Source organism: Myceligenerans crystallogenes, assembly GCF_039529775.1.
Taxonomy (GTDB): Bacteria; Actinomycetota; Actinomycetes; order Actinomycetales; family Cellulomonadaceae; genus Myceligenerans; species Myceligenerans crystallogenes.
In genome coordinates, this window is sequence record NZ_BAAANL010000008.1 from 84,724 (window position 1) to 101,895 (window position 17,172).

Sequence of the window (17,172 nt, forward strand, 5' to 3'; positions counted from 1 at the left end):
GATGCCCTGGCACCTGCCGCTCGCAGCCGCGGGCGAGCCCGGTGCCGACCTGACCGCCGGGCAGGACGGTGCGACGATCCGTCGCACCGTCCTGCCCGGCGGCGTTCGCGTCCTCACCGAGCAGATGCCGGGCCTGCGCTCGGCGACGGTGGGGGCGTGGGTCGGCGTCGGCTCCCGGGACGAGACCGACGGGCACTTCGGCTCCACGCACTTCCTCGAGCACCTGCTGTTCAAGGGCACCCACCGCCGCACCGCGCTCGACATCGCCGAGGCGTTCGACGCCGTCGGCGGGGAGGCCAACGCCTCCACGGGCAAGGAGCACACGTGCTACTACGCGCGCGTGCTCGACGCGGACCTGCCGATGGCGGTCGACGTGATCGGCGACATGGTCACCAGCGCGCGGCTCGACGCCGACGAGCTGGAGACCGAGCGCGGCGTCATCCTCGAGGAACTCGCCATGACCGACGACGACCCGTCGGACGTGGCGCACGAGCAGTTCTCCCTGGCCGTGCTCGGGACGCACCCGCTGGGCCGGCCGATCGGCGGCACCGCCGACACGATCGGCGCGGTGCCGCGGGCCGCGGTGTGGGACCACTACCGCACGCACTACGAGCCGGGCACGCTCGTGGTGGCCGCGGCGGGCGGCGTCGACCACGACCAGCTGTGCGACCTCGTGGTGCACGCCCTGAGCGAGGGCGGCTGGGCGCTGGAGGAGGCGCACGCGCCGCGGGAGCGGCGCGACGGGGCCGCCACCACCGACGGCATCCCCGCGCAGGGCGAGGTGCGCACGATCGACCGCCCGGTCGAGCAGGCGAACATCGTCGTCGGCGGCACCGGCCTGGCCGCGACCGACGACCGGCGGTGGGCGCTGTCGGTGCTCAACGCGGCGCTCGGCGGCGGCATGTCGTCGCGGCTGTTCCAGGAGATCCGGGAGAAGCGCGGGCTCGCGTACACGACCTACTCGTTCGCGGCCGGGTACGGCGGGCTCGGGACCTTCGGGCTGTACGCGGGGTGCGCCCCGGCCAAGGCCGAGCAGGTCGAGAAGCTGCTGGTCGACGAGCTGGAGCGGCTCGCCGCCGGCGGGATCACCGCGGCCGAGCTGGAGCGCTCGGTGGGGCAGCTGCGCGGCGGGCTCGTGCTGGGCCTGGAGGACTCCGGCTCGCGGATGAGCCGCCTGGGCCGGGCCGAGCTGGTGTACGGCGAGCTGTACTCGGTGGCCGAGTCGCTCGAGCGGATCAGCGCGGTGACCCGGCAGGACGTGCTGGCGCTCGCCCAGGAGCTGGCGGGGCGGCCGCGTTCCGTGGTGCGCGTGGGACCCTTCGGCAAGGACTGATCGGAAGGCAGGACGTGACAGAGATCAAGGTGGCCGTGCTGGGCGCGGCCGGGCGCATGGGGACGCAGACCTGCGCGGCGGTCGAGGCGGCCGGCGGGCTGTCGCTCGTGGCGCGCCTCGACAAGGACGACGTCATCGACGCCGGGTCGCTGGCGGGGGCCGACGTCGTCGTCGACTTCACGATTCCCGCCACGACCGAGGCGAACGTGCACGCCGCGCTCGACGCGGGCGCGCACGTCGTCGTCGGGACGACGGGGTGGGACGACGCGTCCCGCGGGCGGGTCGCCGAGCACCTGGAGCGGCTGAACGCGGCGCGGGCCGGCGGCTCGGACCAGACCCCGGGGCTGGGTGTGCTGATCGCGCCGAACTTCGGGCTGTCCGCCGTGCTGGCCATGACCTTCGCCGCGAAGGCGGCGCGGTACTTCGAGTCGGCCGAGGTCATCGAGCTGCACCACCCGGACAAGGTGGACGCGCCCTCGGGCACCGCGCGGCACACGGCCGCGGCGATCTCGGCGGCCCGGGCCGAGGCGGGCCTGGCTCCCTCGCCGGACGCGACGGAGACCGGCTGGGAGGCGCGCGGCGCCGACGTCGACGGGGTGCGCGTGCACGCGGTGCGGCTGCGCGGCCTCGTGGCGCACGAGGAGATCCTGCTGGGGAACCCCGGCGAGCAGCTGGTGATCCGGCAGGACTCGTTCGACCGCTCCTCGTTCATGCCCGGCGTGCTCGTGGCGGTGCGGGCCGTGGTGAGCCGGCCGGGCCTGACCGTGGGCCTCGAGCACGTGCTGGACCTGGCGTGAGCGAGCCGCGACGCCGGATCCCGCGCGGGCTGCTGTTCGCGCTGGCCGTCACGGCGCTGTTCGTGCTGTACGTCTGGGCCGTGGCGGGGCGCGGCGTCGCGATGATCTCCACGGGCGAGCCCGTGCTGATCGGGATCGGGACCGGGATCCTGGTGATCCCGCTGCTGGTGCTGGCGCTGATCACGCGGGAGTTCTGGCTCGCGGCGCGCGTGCAGTCGATGGCGGACGAGCTCGCCGCCGCCGGCGCGCTGCCCGTGGACGATCTGCCGCGCTCGCCGGGCGGGCGGATCGACCGCGAGGCCGCCGACGCCGCGTTCGCCGCCCGGCGCGCGGCGGTCGAGACGACGCCCGCGGACTGGCGGGCCTGGTATCACCTGGGGTTCGCGTACGACGCGGCGGGCGACCGCCGCCGGGCGCGGGCGGCGTTGCGGAAGGCCTCGGGGCTGTACCCGGCGCGGTGAACGCGGGCCGGGGACCGTACGGCCGGGTCGCTCAGCGGGACCCCGACAGCGAGGTCCAGCAGTACAGGGCGCGCCCGCCCGCGACGGCCCGGCCGGCGAGCTCGGCGAGCTGCAGCACGGCCGAGGCGAGCCTGCGGGGCGGTGCGGGCGGCTCCGACTCGCGCAGCCAGTCCCGCGTCGCGCGCGCGATCCGGTCCGGCGTCGCCGCGGCCAGTTCCTTGGTGAGCTCGTCCGTGACCGCGACGATCCACGGGCCCTCGTCCCCGCTGCTGCCCACCAGCGTGCCGTGCCGCGGGTTCGCGGTGATCTCCCCGTACGGCCGCCCGGTCAGCGCCTGGGCGAAGCCGGCGAGCTGCACGAACGGGTCGACCGCCGGCACCACGACGGTGTCGAAGCGCGCCGGGTCGCCGTCGCCGGACGTGGAGGGGCCGCCGGGGAAGCGCAGCGCCGACGCCGCGACGTCGTCGGTCGCCGCGGCGAAGTACTCGGTCATGATCCCCATGTGCTGATCGTGACAAGCGCATGTCACGGGCGTGTCACGCGCCGGTGAACCCTGGGGATCGGCGTTCGCACACGCGTCAGATCGCGGCGCTCCAGCGGCGTTCGACGACGGTGCGCGGGCCGGCCGCGAGCGTGCGCTCGGTGCCGTCGGGGCCGAGCCCGCAGTCGGCGAGGAACGCCTCCCGGGCGGTGTCGTTCTCGAGCACCCAGGTGGTGATCTCGCCCGCGCCGTCGGCCCGCAACCGGTCGACGGCGGCCGCGAGCAGGCGCGAGCCGTGACCGGCGCGGCGATGGCCCGGGTCCACCTCGAGGGACAGCAGCTGACCGGGGGCGACGGCCGCGAAGCCGACGAGCCGCGGGCCGTCCATCGCGACCAGGACGCCGAACCCGGGACCGGGCACGGACCCGATCGCGGCCTTCCAGCGCTCGCGCATGACCTCGGTGTCGAGTTGCGCGAGGACGGCCCGGCCGAGCGTCGCGTCGTGCGTGGCGCCCCAGGCCTGGACCTGGATCGCGGTGACCGCGACCTCGTCCCCGGGGACGGCGGGCCGGACCGAGACGTCGGCGAGGTCGAGGAAGAGGGCCATGCCAGGAACCCTATGCCACGAGGCCCATCGGGGAGCAGCCCGGCCGCCTCGGGCGGTACCGTATCCTCATGGTTCTTCCCAGCACCCCGGAGCGCCCGTTCGGCGCCCTGCTCACCGCGATGGCCACCCCGATGACGCGTGACGGCGCGCTGGACCTCGAGGCCGCGGTGAAGCTGGCGAAGAAGCTCGTCGACGACGGTAACGACGGCCTCGTCCTGAACGGCACCACCGGCGAGTCGCCGGTGACCCACGCCCCCGAGAAGGCCGAGCTCGTGGCGGCGGTCGTGGAGGCGGTGGGGGACCGGGCCGCGATCGTCGCGGGCGCCGGGTCCAACGACACCGCCCACACCATCCGGATGGCCGAGCAGGCCGCCGCGGCGGGCGCGGACGGGCTGCTCGTCGTCTCGCCGTACTACTCGCGGCCCACGCAGGAAGGGCTGTACCAGCACTTCACGGCGGTGGCGGCCGCGACCGACCTGCCGGTGATGCTCTACGACATCCCCGGCCGCGCCGGCGTGCGCATCGCGCCCGAGACGTTCGTGCGCCTGGCCGAGAACCCGCGGTTCGTGGCGAACAAGGACGCGACGGGCGACGTGTGGTCCGCGGCACAGGTGATCGAGGCCACCGGCCTGGCCTGGTACTCCGGCGACGACGGCCTGCTGCTGCCTTTCCTGAGCGTCGGCGGAGCGGGTATCGTGTCCGTGGCCGCGCATGTGGTCGCGCCCTGGTACGCCGAGGTGATCCGGCTGTGGGACGCCGGGGACCACACCAAGGCGCTGGCCGCCTTCCGCCGCGCGATCCCCGTGATCAGCGCGCTGAACGGTACCGGTGCGCAGGCCGTGATGACCAAGGCGGCGCTGCAGGCGCAGGGCGTGCTGGACAGCCGCACGCTCCGCCTGCCGAACGTGGCCGCGAGCGACCACGAGGTCGCGACGTTGCGCGCCGTGCTGACCGCCGTCGGTCTGCTGGAGCAGGACGCGACCCCGATGTCGCCGCCGGAACTGCCCGAGGAGGCGACGACGATCGTGGGTCACCCCGCGATCGCGCAGCCCCGCTGAATCTTGAGACTTTGTCAGAACTAGGCCTGGAGGCCCATTGAGTCACCCGCATCCTGAGTTGCCGCTGCCCCCCGAGCTGCCGAAGGGCGGACTTCGTGTCGTCGCCCTGGGCGGTCTCGGCGAGGTGGGCCGCAACATGGCCGTTCTCGAGTACGACGGGCGCCTGCTCGTCATCGACTGCGGCGTCCTGTTCCCCGAGGACAACCAGCCCGGCGTGGACCTGATCCTGCCGGACTTCGACTACATCAAGGACCGTCTCGACGACATCGAGGCGATCGTGCTCACGCACGGGCACGAGGACCACATCGGCGCCGTGCCCTACCTGCTCCGGCTGCGCCGCGACATCCCGCTGGTGGGATCGCGCCTCACGCTCGCCTTCATCGAGGCCAAGCTGAAGGAGCACCGCATCCGGCCCGTGACCCGCGTGGTCACCGAGGGCGAGACGGTGCCGTTCGGCGTCTTCGAGTGCGAGTTCGTCGCGGTGAACCACTCGATCCCGGACGCCCTCGCGGTGGCCGTGACCACCGGCGCCGGCACCGTGCTGCACACCGGCGACTTCAAGATGGACCAGCTGCCGCTGGACGGCCGCGTCACCGACCTGCGCGCGTTCGCGCGGCTCGGCGAGAAGGGCGTCGACCTGTTCATGGTCGACTCCACGAACGCCGAGGTGCCCGGCTTCGTCACGCCCGAGGTCGAGATCGGCCCGGTGCTGGACAGCGTGTTCGCCCAGGCGGACAAGCGGATCATCGTCGCGTCGTTCTCGTCGCACGTGCACCGCGTCCAGCAGGTGCTGAACGCCGCCCGCGCGCACGGCCGCAAGGTCGCGTTCGTGGGCCGGTCGATGGTGCGCAACATGGGCATCGCGGCGGAACTCGGCTACCTCGACGTGCCGGACGGCGTCCTGATCGACGTCAAGAAGGCGGAGACCCTCGCCGACGACCGCATCGTCTACATGTCGACCGGGTCGCAGGGCGAGCCGATGGCCGCCCTGAGCCGCATGGCCAACGGCGACCACCGCGTCCAGGTCGGCAACGGCGACACCGTGATCCTCGCCTCGTCGCTGATCCCGGGCAACGAGAACGCGGTGTTCCGCGTGATCAACGGGCTGACGCGGCTGGGCGCGCGCGTGGTGCACTCGGCGAACGCCAAGGTGCACGTCTCCGGGCACGCGAGTGCCGGCGAGCTCATGTACTGCTACAACATCCTGCGCCCGCGCAACGTCATGCCGGTGCACGGCGAGGTCCGGCACCTCGTGGCGAACGGCTCCATCGCGGTCAAGACCGGCGTGCCGGCGGATCGCGTGGTGCTCGCGGAGGACGGCGTCGTCGTCGACCTCGTGGACGGGCGCGCGTCCGTGGTCGGGGCGGTGCCGTGCGGGTACGTGTTCGTGGACGGCTCGTCCGTCGGCGAGATCGGCGAGGCCGAGCTCAAGGACCGTCAGGTCCTGGCCGAGGAGGGTTTCGTCTCGGTGTACGCCGCCGTGGACACCGCGACCGGCAAGGTGCTGGCCGGCCCGCAGATCCTGGCGCGCGGCATGGCCGAGGACCTGGGCGTGTTCGACAAGGTCCTGCCCGAGATCACGAACGCGCTGGAGACGGCGATCGCCGGCGGCGCGACCGACACCCACCAGCTGCAGCAGATCATGCGGCGCACGGTGGGCCGGTTCGTCGCGACGAAGCTGCGGCGCAAGCCGATGATCGTGCCGGTGGTCATCGAGGCCTGAGCGGCGTGACCCGAGGACCCGGCCGGGACGACCGGCCGGGTACGCGGGAAGGGGCACGGCCACGGGCCGTGCCCCTTCCCGCGTCCGGGCTCAGGACGTCAGCAGGCCGATCGCCAGCGTGACGACGCCCGCGCCGAGGAAGGCCGCCCCGGCGGGGAACAGGACCTTGAGGCCGTTGGGTGTGGTGCGGCCCTCGCCCATCGCGCTGAGGAAGAACCCGCCCGGCAGGAGGATCGCGGCGATCAGTACCCCGGTGGCTGCGAGCCAGTGCCAGAACCCCCTCAGGCCGGTCGCCTCGGCGAGCAGGGTGCACAGCAGGCCGAGGATGACCAGCACGCCCGCATGGGCATGGCCTGCCCGGTAGAAGGCCTTCTGGAAGTCCGTGGCCGGCACCTTGCCGGCGTGGATCCTGAGCAGGAAGAACCCGCCGGACTCGATGCCGACGAGGGTCAGCAGGACGATCGCGGCGGTGATGCGGGCGCCGTCGGACAGTTCGAGCATGGTCGTCACTCCTCATGTGCGGGGGTCGTGAGCACCCGTGCCGGTCACCCCCGCGCCCACGTTTCGTAACACTGTTATGAAACACCGTTCCCGAATCCCGGTCAAGGTGCCTAGACTCGCCGGCATGGCACGACCTCGCACCTACGACGACGCCCTGCGCACCCGGCTGCTCGAAGTCGCGTCCCGGACGATCTCCGAGCGGGGGGAGGGCGGTGTCACCGTGCGCTCGGTCGCCGCGGCGTCGGGCACGAGCCCGTCGGCGGTCTACGCGCTGTTCGGCTCGCGGGAGAAGCTGGTGGAGGCGGTGACGGCCGAGGGGTTCCGGCGGTTCGCGGCGCACCTGGCGGCCGCCGGGCGCAGCGACGATCCCGGGCGCGACCTGCTCGCGCTGGGGCTCGCGTACCGCGCGTCGGCGCTCGACGACCCGCATTTCTACCGCGTCATGTTCGAGCGGCGCGGCGCCGTCGCGGAGGGGGCCGGATACGACGGAGGGGCCGACGACGCCGGGCCCGTGGCGGGATCCCGTGCGGCGGATCCGGGGGACCCCGCGATCCCGCCGGCGGAGACGTTCGAGGTGCTGCGCGACGCCGTCGCCCGGGTACTGCCCGCCGAGGCCCCCGCCGGCCACGCCGAGACGGTCGCGATCGGCCTCTGGGGCCTGGCGCACGGCCTGGTGTCCCTGGAGCTCGCCGGACTCCTGGACGGCGACGCCGGGACCCGCGAACGCCGCTACACCGAGATCATGAGCTCGCTGGGCCCGCAGCTCGCCGCGTTCTGAGGGGCCGGTGGAGCTCACCGCCGACGTCGGCCGATCGTGACCATGTCTCGCCCGGTGCGTGCCGGGCGGCGCGTGTCGGGCCCGGCGCGTGCGTGTCCCGCCCGGTGCGTGTCGGGCCCGGCGTGTGCCGGGCGGTGCGTGTGCCGGGCGGCCGCGCGGGGACGCGGCCGCCCGTGGAGTGCGGTGTGCTCAGGCGCCGTCGGCCAGGCCGCGGATCCAGGCGCAGTAGTGGCGGGGCCAGTCGTGCTCGCCCGCGTCCGGATAGGCCTGCTCCACGTCCGTGACGAGCGAGCGGGCGCGGTCGGGTGCGCCGGTGGCCAGGGCGAGGTCGGCCGCCAGCAGCGCGACGCCTGCCCAGCGGCGCAGGAGGTCGTCCTGCGGGTCCGCACCGTCCGTGCCGTCCGTGCCGTCCGTGCCGTGCGCGCCGGAGGCGTCGGCAGGTGCGCCGAGAGCGTGCCGGAACAGCGTCTCGGCGCGGGCCGCGAGATCGGCGGCGCGGGGGAGCGCGCCGTCGAACAGCCCCTCGTACCGGCCGTCGTCCGTGTCCTCGTCGTCGGCGATCACCCGGGCGTGCTGGACGAGGGTTTCCGCCGTTTCCAGGGGGTCCAGCGCGTCGCCCGCCTCCTCGCAGCAGCGCGTGGCCTCCTCCATGACCGCGGACGCCGCCGCGGCGTCGTCGTGCCGGAGGCGCCACGCCAGGGACCGGAGCGCCTTGACGCGTTGCCCCGGCTCGCCCGCGATCGCCCAGAGGTCCGCGGCGCGCCGGTACGCGGCGGCCGATCGGCCGGAGTCGCCCGGCGTGCGGCCGAGCGCCTCCGCGGCGAGGGTCGCGAGCATGGCGTGGTCGTGCTGGTCCTCCCAGTGTTCCGCGATGCGGGCGGCCTCCAGCCAGTGCCTGGCGGCCTCGGCGTACTCGTCGAGGGCCCGGTAGCAGTCGCCGAGCCACCAGCGCACCTGGACGATCACGCCGTCCCCGTGCCGCTCGGCCGACAGGTCAGGCAGGGCCTGCTCCAGCACCGGCCCGGCCTCGGCGTGCTGGTCCTGGCGCAGCAGGATCCCGCCGAGCCGCACCCGCATGAACGCGGCCAGCCCGCGGTCCGCGAGATCCGCCCAGGACACCGCCTCGAGCGCGTGGTGGACGGCGCCGGTCAGGTCGTCGGCCTCGGAGAGGACGTCGCTGAGATTCAGGTGCGTGACGGCGCGCCAGTCCGGACGGGCTCGGTCGCCCGCCAGGTCCAGGGCCTCCGTGAGGGCGGTCCGGGCGGCGGCGAGATCGCCGGCCTCCCTCGCCTTCTCGAACCGGTCGACGGCCTCGATGACGGCAGCTTGTGCCCCGTCGTCGCCCTGCGGGCCGACGGTGTCCTCGTCGGCCTTCTCCGCGTCCGGCGACGGCGTGGCCGCGGGATCCGGGGACGAGGACGGCGCGACCGCCGGGCCGGACGGCGGGGCGGAGGCGGGTTCCACCTGCGGCAGGGCCGCTCGCAGGCCGAGCGGAAGCCGCGCCAGGAGTGGTTCGGCGTCGAGGCGCGCCCGGACCCGGTCGCTCACCGCCTGCGTGCCGTTGCGCTCGTCGAACCGTGCGGCGAGGGCGAGCGCCTCCGCTCGCGCGTGCGCGGCGAGCTCGGCGGCGGTCGGCTCGGTGCCGTCCGGCCCGGGTACGCGGAGCTCGCCGCGCCCCAGGGCGACGAGGCGGTCCATCAGCAGCGCGGCCGCCGCCAGGAACCACATGCGCGTGTCCGGTACGTCCCCGGGGCCGAGGTGCCCGCGGTGCGCGGCCAGGATCTCGAGCCCGCGGCCCTCGTTCCCGGTCAGCGCGCAGAACTCGACGTGGTCGGCGACCGAGCGGACGAGGTTCTCCTGGCCCTTGGCCAGCTCGTAGCCGCGCAGGTGGTTCCTGCGTGCCTCGTCGAGCCGGCCGGTGCGGACCAGGGGCAGCAGGGAATCCGCCAGCGTGACGTGCGGTTCCTCGCCGCAGGTCTCGCCTCCGGTCAGGATCGGCTGCCATCGCTCCAGCGCCGCGTCGTCGCCCTCGGACTCCAGGAGCCACCGGCCCTGCTCCCGGGTCTCGCACGTGTCGCAGTCGGCCATCTCACCACGGTCCGCGGTGATCCACCGGGCGTACGCCAGCGCCGCCCGTCCGGTGTCACCCACGTGCTGGGCGAGCTGGTACTCGCACATGGCCACCGCGCGTTCCGTGTGCCCGGCGGCCGCGTACCGCTCCCGCATCCGCGCGAGCCACGCCTCGATCGAGGCGAGCGGGACCTGCGGGAGATCGTGCATGCCGTTGGTGACCCACTTGAACGTCCAGAACAGCGAGTGGGTGTCCCAGTGGTCGAAGGAGCCCGGGTCCTGGTCGTAGAGGCGCAGCGCGGTCGCGAACGGCGTCATGATCCGCTCGGAGTAGTCCGTGTAGTAGAGCGCCTCGATCTGATGGATCAGCGCCTTGGCGTGCTCCTTCGGCCCGAGGGCCGCGGCGCGTTCGGTCAGCTCCTCGGCCGCCGTGACGCGGGCCGTCCCGCGCGGCAGGCGCTGCGAGTCCCAGATCGCCTGCTGGAGGCTCGCCAGGTCGTTGATCTCGGTCATCGGTCGTCCTCGTCGTCGTGCCGGTCGGGTTCGTCCTGCTGGTCGAGGCCTGCCTGCGGCGTCGGCGTCGCCCACTCCAGCAGGCCCGCGAACGCGCGGTTCACCAGCGCCTGGTCGACCGGCCGCAGGGGCCGGCGCGCCTGGAGCAGCGCCTGCCCGTACAGCGCCTCGACGGCGAGGCCGGCGAGCTCCTGGTCGTCGATCGCCCCCACCCGGCGCACGAGCGGGCTCGCGTGGTTGAGCACCAGCCGGGAGCGCGGCGTGCTCTCCTTGAGCGCCCCGAGGATGCCCGACCAGAGGTCGTCGGCGCTCGCCTCGGCCTCGGCCCGCGCCCGCTCGGCCCGGGCGGCCCGGTCGTCGAGGTGCAGGGCGGCCAGGGAGGCGGGATGGAAGGACCGCAGGACGACGTCGCAGCCGAGCGGGTCCAGCCGGGCCCGCGCGGTCGCCAGGACCGGGCCGAGCGCCAGCTCGTCGAGCGGGTCCACCGGGTCGAGATGCGCCGTGACCGCGGAGGCGTCCAGTTCCGCCACCGCGACCTGCGGGCGGATCTCGGGCAGCCGGGCCACCAGGTCGGCGTCGTAGGTGTAGCCGCCGTTCACGACGGCGAGGCCCTGGGCCGCGGCGATCGCGGAGACCTGCCGGAACTCGTCGACCGTCCGCGTGTACCGCACGGTGTCGTGCCGCCGGGCCAGCTCGTCGAGCGTGAGCTCGCCGTCGGTCGTCTCGAACGGGAGCCAGGGCAGCATGAGCCGCAGCACCTCGTCGTCGTGCAGCGCGAGCGCCTTGACGCCGAGGTGGTGCACCGACAGGAAGCGCCGCAGGCGGTCCGGCGCGGAGACCGACAACTCGGCGAGCCACTCCCGGACCCGGGCCCCCAGCGCGTCGCGGACCACCGCCAGCGTCTCGTCCTCGTAGAGCGCCTCGCGGCTCGCGGTCGGGCGGAGCGCGTCGGTGTCCAGGACGCAGCGCACGAAGAAGGCCCAGTCCGGCAGGAGCGCGTCCGCCCGGTCGGTGAGCAGCATGCCCTTGAGATGAACCCGGTGGCCCCCGCGCTGCGCGGGGCTGACCTGGCCGGGCAGCACGTAGGCCACGCCCCGCACCCCGACGAGCGGCAGGTCGAGCTCGATCGAGTCGAGCGGGGCGAAGCCGAACGTGTCCTGGCAGTACGCGGACAGTGCGGCCTGCCGGGCCGCCGGGCCGGGGTGCGCCGTCGCCCACGGGGCCGGTTCGCCGGTGATCCGGCGCTCGCCGACGACGACGTCGTACGGCAGCAACGAGCCGAAGTCCGCGGCCAGCTCGGCGACCGTCGCGCCGTCGAACCAGTGCTCGCAGCCGCGCCGCGCCTCCAGGAACACGGTGGTGCCCGGCTCGGTCCCCCCGGTGGCCTCGGCCAGGTCGGAGTCGCTGAGCGTGCGGACCGTGTAGGAGCCGTCGCCGCGGGCGATCCACTCCACGGGCGTCGCGTCCGGCGTACGGGCCGAGCGGCTCACCACGCGGATCGTCTCGGCGACGACGAAGCACGCGAGCAGGCCGATGCCGAACTGGCCGAGGAACTCCTTGCGGGCCTCGTCGAGCCCGTCGCGCTTGGAGCTGCGCCCGATCGTGGCGAGCAGGCGGTGGACCTCGTCCTCGGTGAGCCCGATGCCGGTGTCCGTGACGCGCAGCACGGCGCCGTCGGCCGTGAACCGGATCGAGTCCGGGCAGCCGGGATCGAGCGAGCGCCGGGCGGTGACGGCGTCGACGCCGTTCTGGAGCAGCTCGCGGACGAAGACGCGGGGGCTCGCGTAGAGATGCTGGGACAGCAGGTCGACGAGGCCTCGCAGGTCGACCTGGAAGGTGTGCGCGGGAGGCGCGGGTGTGTTCTGGGTCATGATGCGCGCGATGTTATCGGGGGAGTACGACACTTCCGCGAGTCCTTTCCGGGCCTGGATCCCTCGGGACGTGACCTGACCGGAACCGGACACACCGGGGAGGATCGCGGGGAGTGTCGGTGGGGCTGGCTACCGTGGGCTGCATCATGGCGACCCGATCCACGGGTGGGAGCCGGGGCGGCAGGTCCGGCAGGTCCACCTCGCGCAGGCACGCACCCCAGCCACGGAAGGGCGCGGGTGCGGGCTCCCGTGCCCGCGGGGCCCCGGCCCAGGGCAAGACGGGCAAGGCGCCCGCGGCCGCGAGGAGCGACGACCCCGGCAGCCGGGGGATCGCGCGATCCTGGCCCGTGCGGGCCGCGCGCGGGACGTGGATGGGGATGGCGCACGCGGTGGGCGGCGCGACCCGCGCCGTCGGCCCGCGGTACCCGGGCACCGGCCCGGCCGAGGGGGAGGACGACGTGAGCAAGGCGGGCAGGAACGTGAAGGACGCCAAGGAGACGGGCCCCGGGTCCGGCACGGCGAAGGCGGGCACGGCCCCGGCCGGCGCGACGCCGGCCGGGGCCGCGCCCGATCACCGGGCCGACGGCGTCGGCTTCTTCCTGCTCGCGCTCGCCGTCGTCGTGGCCGCGCGGGAGTGGTGGGGGATCGACGGACCCTTCGGGGACGGCGTCCATGCCGTGGTGGCCGGCACGCTCGGCGTGGCCGGCGTCGCGCTGCCGGTGCTGCTGGTGTGGATCGCGCTGCGGATGATGCGCCATCCCGAGCGGGCGCAGGCCAACGGGCGGGTGACGATCGGGCTGACGTTCGTCGTCGTGTCCGTGTGCGCGCTGGTGCACATCGGCGAGGGGCTGCCCTCGCCCGCCGACGACGGGTTCGCGGCCGTGCAGAACGCGGGCGGCGTGATCGGTTTCCTCTTCGCCACGCCGGTCGTGACCGGGCTGACCCAGTGGTTCGCGATCCCGCTGTACGTGCTGGCCACGTTCTTCGGGCTGCTCATCGTGACGGCCACGCCGGTCCATCGCATCCCGGCGCGCCTGATCGGCGTCTACGACCGGCTCACGGGCAACCACCGCCCGGGTGCGGGCGGCGACGAACCCGGCGACGACGCGCCGCCGGTCCCGCGGGGCGAGCGGGGCGAGCGGGGCCGCAAGCGCAAGGGCGTCAAGGGGTACGTGGGTGACGAGGCGTTCGAGAAGGCGGCGTTCCGCGCGCCCGCCGACGACGCCGGGGCCGGCCGGGGCCCCAGGCCGGCCACGCAGCGGATCCCCACGGGGGAGATCCCGGACGAGAAGGGCGTGACCGCCGTCGGGCCGGGCGCCGTCGGCGACGGTCCCGCCGGGACGGCGCCGTCCCGGAAGGCGGGTGCGCCCAAGCCGCCCGCGGCGCCGGCGCCCATGCCGCGCGGCGAGCAGCCGATGTTCGACGGCGACACCGTCTACCTCCTGCCCGAGGAGTCGCTGCTGGTCGAGGGGCCGCCGCACAAGAAGCGGTCGGCGGCCAACGACAGGGTCGTGGAGAGCCTCACGGGCGTGTTCGAGCAGTTCGGCGTGGACGCGCAGGTCACCGGCTTCACGCGCGGCCCGACGGTGACCCGGTACGAGATCGAGGTCGGGCACAAGACCAAGGTCGAGCGGATCACCTCCCTGTCCAACAACATCGCGTACGCGGTGGCGAGCGCCGACGTGCGGATCCTGGCCCCGATCCCGGGCAAGTCCGCGATCGGGATCGAGATCCCGAACTCCGACCGCGAGACGGTCGTACTGGGCGACGTGCTGCGCTCGTCGGCCGCGCGCCGCACCGAGCACCCGATGGTGATGGGCGTCGGCAAGGACGTCGAGGGCGGCTACGTGGTGGCCAACCTCGCCAAGATGCCGCACATCCTGGTCGCCGGCGCGACGGGCGCGGGCAAGTCGAGCTTCATCAACTCGATGATCACCTCGGTGCTGATGCGCGCGACGCCGGAGCAGGTCCGCATGGTGCTGGTGGACCCCAAGCGCGTCGAGCTGACGATCTACGAGGGCATCCCGCACCTCATCACGCCGATCATCACCAGCCCGAAGAAGGCCGCCGAGGCCCTCGACTGGGTGGTGCGCGAGATGGACGCCCGGTACGACGACCTCGCGGAGTTCGGCTACAAGCACGTCGACGACTTCAACGCCGCGGTGCGGGTGGGCAAGGTCAAGCCGCTGCCCGGCTCGGAGCGCAAGATCGCGCCGTACCCCTACCTCCTGGTCGTCGTCGACGAGCTCGCGGACCTCATGATGGTGGCGCCGCGCGACGTCGAGGCGTCGATCCAGCGGATCACGCAGCTCGCCCGGGCCGCCGGGATCCACCTGGTGCTGGCCACCCAGCGCCCGTCGGTCGACGTCGTCACGGGCCTGATCAAGGCGAACGTGCCCTCGCGGCTGGCGTTCGCGACGTCGTCGCTCGCGGACTCCCGCGTCGTGCTCGACCAGCCCGGCGCGGAGAAGCTGATCGGCCAGGGCGACGCGCTGTTCCTGCCGATGGGTGCGGCCAAGCCGATGCGCGTGCAGGGCGCCTGGGTCACCGAGTCCGAGGTCGAGCTGGTCGTGGAGCACGTCAAGGCGCAGCTCAAGCCCGTGTACCGGGAGGACGTCGCGGTCGCCGCGGCGGCGCGGAAGCAGATCGACGAGGACATCGGCGACGACCTCGACCTGCTGCTGCAGGCGGCGGAGCTGATCGTCACCACGCAGTTCGGCTCGACGTCCATGCTGCAGCGCAAGCTGCGCGTCGGGTTCGCCAAGGCGGGCCGGCTGATGGACCTGCTGGAGTCGCGCGAGATCGTCGGGCCGTCGGAGGGATCCAAGGCGCGCGACGTGCTCGTGGCGGCGGACGACCTGCCGTCGGCGCTCGCGCTCATCCGCGGGGACACGACGCGGCTCTACGACCAGGACGAGGACGATCCACGGGAGGGAGGCGCCGGGAGCGGCGACGGCACGGGGCCCCAGGCGGAGCCCGGCCCCGGCGGGGTGGCCGAGGACGAGGACGAGGACGACTTCGGCGGGGCGGTCACTGTCGAGCGCGACATTCGCTAGCGGCGGGCGCCGCGCCCGCCCGGGGCCGCGGTCGAGCCGGCCGGGCGGGCGCGGGGCGGACGTGGCCTGCGGGCTCGCATCGCCGCCCGCGATTCGGGGAGCGGCCCGTCGCGCCATTAGGGTGGGTGAATGGTCAACGACGCGCCGTCGCCCTGGAACGTGGCGAACTATGTCACGATGCTCCGCATCGCGATGGTCCCCGTGTTCGCCTGGGCGCTCCTGGTGGACGGCGGGGAGTCGGACACCTGGCGGCTGGTGGCCACGGCGATCTTCGTGGTCGCGGCCCTGTCCGACAAGGTGGACGGCTACCTGGCCCGGTCGCGCAACCTGATCACGGATCTGGGCAAGCTGCTCGACCCGATCGCCGACAAGCTCCTGGTGGGCGCGGCCCTGGTGCTCCTGTGGTGGCCCGTGGGCGAGCTGCCCTGGTGGGTTCCCGCCGTGATCCTGGCGCGGGAGCTCGGCATCACATGGATGCGGATGGCGGTCCTCAAGTACGTCGTGATGCCCGCCTCGCGGGGCGGCAAGCTCAAGACCGTCCTGCAGGCGGTGGCGATCACCGCGTTCCTGCTGCCGCGCGACGACCTGCCGTGGCTCACGCTGATCGCCTGGATCGTCATGCTGGCCGCGATCGTCGTCACGGTGGTCACCGGGCTGGACTACGCCTACCAGGGCTGGAGGATCCGGCGTTCGGCGCGGCGCGGGTCGCGGGCCGGGGCGTGATCCCGCTGGGTGCGCGGGCCGCGGGCGAGGACGGGGCGGAGCCGCGGGTGACCGCCGGCGAACTGCTGGCCGTGCTCGGCCTGCGCCGCTGGACGCTCGGCGTCGCCGAGTCGCTGACCGGCGGCGGCGTGACCTCGGCGCTCGTGGCCGTCCCCGGGACGTCCGCGGTGCTCAGGGGCGGCATCGTCGCGTACGCGACGGACCTCAAGGCCGGCCTGCTCGGCGTCGACGCCGGACTGCTGGCCGAACGGGGCGCGGTTGACCCGGACGTGGCCTCGCAGATGGCTGCCGGAGTGCGGATCGCGACCGGCGCGGACGTCGGGATCTCGACGACCGGGGTGGCCGGCCCCGACCCGCAGGACGGGAACTCGCCGGGAGTCGTGTACATCGCCGTCAGCGGCCCCGGGATCGACCAGGTCCGGCGCCTCGACCTGTCCGGATCCCGGCCCGACGTGATCGCCGGAGCGGTCGCCGGAGCCCTCGAGCTCGCCCTGGGCACGATCTCGGATTTGTCGGGTGCAGTTGCCAAAGGGTGAAACTTCTTGGTCAATTCTTGCAAAACCCTTGACGAGCATGGCCCTCGGGAACAAGAGTCGGACCAGTGACGTTGGATCGGTCGTGATCGCGAAGAAGTCGACGGGTCCGGCCCGGCGTCATGGCTCGACGGCAACGGGGTACCGTAGGACGAACCCCGGAGGCGCAGAGCACAGAGGTAAGGCACGTGCGGTCGTCTCCCGCGCCACGGGGACGGACGCAACCGGGAACGAGACAGGCACGGGAAGGGGGCGCGAGATGGTCGTAATGCGGCAAGAGATCGGTGACGTGCTGAGAGATGTGCGTCAACTCCAGGGGCGCACCCTGCGTGAGGTGTCCTCTGCGGCACGAGTGTCCCTCGGCTACCTGAGCGAGGTCGAACGCGGTCAGAAGGAGGCGTCCTCCGAGCTGCTGGGCTCGATCTGCGACGCCCTCGACGTACCGCTGTCGCGCATCCTGCGCGAGGTCAGCGACCGTGTCGCGGTCGCCGAAGGCATCCTTCCCGAGATCCCCGACACGATCCCCGCGGACTTCATGCAGGGGCTGCTGGCCCGCGGCGACCGTTCCGCATCGAAGCGGAGCGCCGCACGCAAGGACCTGGCGACGGTCGGCTAGCACGAAGCAGGTCGGCGGAAGCGCTGACCGCAGCCGTCCGGCTCGTACGAC

At 73.9% G+C, this 17,172-nt stretch carries 15 protein-coding genes; 10 read left to right on the forward strand and 5 right to left on the reverse strand.

Going from position 1 to position 17,172, the window contains the following annotated elements; all coding sequences use genetic code 11:
• Position 1 precedes the first annotated feature (1 nt).
• Genes ABD208_RS17610 through ABD208_RS17620 form a run of 3 tightly spaced genes read left to right on the forward strand, consistent with a single transcriptional unit; the run spans position 2 to position 2,591 of the window.
• On the forward strand, positions 2-1,333 hold the full coding sequence (locus ABD208_RS17610) for a M16 family metallopeptidase (protein ID WP_344105457.1): 1,332 nt from the start codon (positions 2-4) through the stop codon (positions 1,331-1,333).
• Positions 1,334-1,347: 14 nt separating this feature from the next.
• Positions 1,348-2,130, forward strand: coding sequence for a 4-hydroxy-tetrahydrodipicolinate reductase (gene dapB / locus ABD208_RS17615; RefSeq protein ID WP_344105459.1), 783 nt, complete (start codon positions 1,348-1,350; stop codon positions 2,128-2,130).
• Positions 2,127-2,591: a hypothetical protein gene (locus tag ABD208_RS17620; protein WP_344105461.1), complete on the forward strand. Its 465-nt coding sequence runs from the start codon at positions 2,127-2,129 to the stop codon at positions 2,589-2,591. The genes dapB and ABD208_RS17620 overlap by 4 nt, the downstream gene beginning before the upstream one ends.
• A gap of 31 nt (positions 2,592-2,622) precedes the next feature.
• Here ABD208_RS17620 and ABD208_RS17625 read toward each other — a convergent pair whose 3' ends face one another.
• Together ABD208_RS17625 and ABD208_RS17630 are read right to left on the reverse strand one after the other, a co-directional pair.
• Positions 2,623-3,093 (reverse strand): hypothetical protein, encoded by a 471-nt coding sequence (locus ABD208_RS17625; protein ID WP_344105463.1) that lies wholly within the window; start codon positions 3,091-3,093, stop codon positions 2,623-2,625.
• A gap of 76 nt (positions 3,094-3,169) precedes the next feature.
• Entirely contained in the window at positions 3,170-3,679 is a 510-nt protein-coding gene (locus ABD208_RS17630; protein WP_344105466.1) for a GNAT family N-acetyltransferase, read from the reverse strand.
• Positions 3,680-3,747: 68 nt separating this feature from the next.
• Here ABD208_RS17630 and dapA point away from each other — a divergent pair, with 68 nt between their 5' ends.
• Together dapA and ABD208_RS17640 are read left to right on the forward strand one after the other, a co-directional pair.
• On the forward strand, positions 3,748-4,737 hold the full coding sequence (dapA, locus tag ABD208_RS17635) for a 4-hydroxy-tetrahydrodipicolinate synthase (protein ID WP_344105468.1): 990 nt from the start codon (positions 3,748-3,750) through the stop codon (positions 4,735-4,737).
• 37 nt (positions 4,738-4,774) lie between these two features.
• Positions 4,775-6,460 (forward strand): ribonuclease J, encoded by a 1,686-nt coding sequence (locus tag ABD208_RS17640; RefSeq protein ID WP_344105471.1) that lies wholly within the window; start codon positions 4,775-4,777, stop codon positions 6,458-6,460.
• 90 nt (positions 6,461-6,550) lie between these two features.
• Here the strand turns inward: ABD208_RS17640 and ABD208_RS17645 are convergent, their stop codons facing one another.
• Complete coding sequence (locus ABD208_RS17645) at positions 6,551-6,961, reverse strand: hypothetical protein (protein ID WP_344105474.1); 411 nt, start codon at positions 6,959-6,961, stop codon at positions 6,551-6,553.
• Between the two features lie 124 nt (positions 6,962-7,085).
• Here ABD208_RS17645 and ABD208_RS17650 point away from each other — a divergent pair, with 124 nt between their 5' ends.
• Positions 7,086-7,739 carry a TetR/AcrR family transcriptional regulator gene (locus tag ABD208_RS17650; RefSeq protein ID WP_344105476.1) on the forward strand — a complete coding sequence of 218 codons (654 nt, stop codon included), beginning with the start codon at positions 7,086-7,088 and terminating at the stop codon, positions 7,737-7,739.
• Positions 7,740-7,928: 189 nt separating this feature from the next.
• Here ABD208_RS17650 and ABD208_RS17655 read toward each other — a convergent pair whose 3' ends face one another.
• Positions 7,929-10,322, reverse strand: a complete 2,394-nt coding sequence (locus ABD208_RS17655) for a hypothetical protein (protein WP_344105478.1) — start codon at positions 10,320-10,322, stop codon at positions 7,929-7,931.
• Positions 10,319-12,193, reverse strand: coding sequence for an HSP90 family protein (locus tag ABD208_RS17660; protein ID WP_344105481.1), 1,875 nt, complete (start codon positions 12,191-12,193; stop codon positions 10,319-10,321). Before ABD208_RS17660 ends, ABD208_RS17655 begins: the two co-directional genes overlap by 4 nt.
• A 146-nt stretch (positions 12,194-12,339) precedes the next feature.
• On the opposite strand from ABD208_RS17660, the gene ABD208_RS17665 reads away from it, so the two are divergent.
• The 4 genes from ABD208_RS17665 (at position 12,340) to ABD208_RS17680 (ending at position 17,121) form a co-directional block, all read left to right on the forward strand.
• Positions 12,340-15,249 (forward strand): FtsK/SpoIIIE family DNA translocase, encoded by a 2,910-nt coding sequence (locus ABD208_RS17665; RefSeq protein WP_425561125.1) that lies wholly within the window; start codon positions 12,340-12,342, stop codon positions 15,247-15,249.
• Between the two features lie 129 nt (positions 15,250-15,378).
• A complete protein-coding gene (gene pgsA / locus ABD208_RS17670; RefSeq protein WP_344105483.1) occupies positions 15,379-15,972 on the forward strand; it encodes a CDP-diacylglycerol--glycerol-3-phosphate 3-phosphatidyltransferase in 594 nt (197 codons plus the stop codon).
• Positions 15,969-16,508: a CinA family protein gene (locus ABD208_RS17675; RefSeq protein ID WP_425561126.1), complete on the forward strand. Its 540-nt coding sequence runs from the start codon at positions 15,969-15,971 to the stop codon at positions 16,506-16,508. Before pgsA ends, ABD208_RS17675 begins: the two co-directional genes overlap by 4 nt.
• A 256-nt stretch (positions 16,509-16,764) precedes the next feature.
• On the forward strand, positions 16,765-17,121 hold the full coding sequence (locus tag ABD208_RS17680; protein ID WP_344105485.1) for a helix-turn-helix domain-containing protein: 357 nt from the start codon (positions 16,765-16,767) through the stop codon (positions 17,119-17,121).
• The last annotated feature ends 51 nt before the right edge of the window (positions 17,122-17,172 follow it).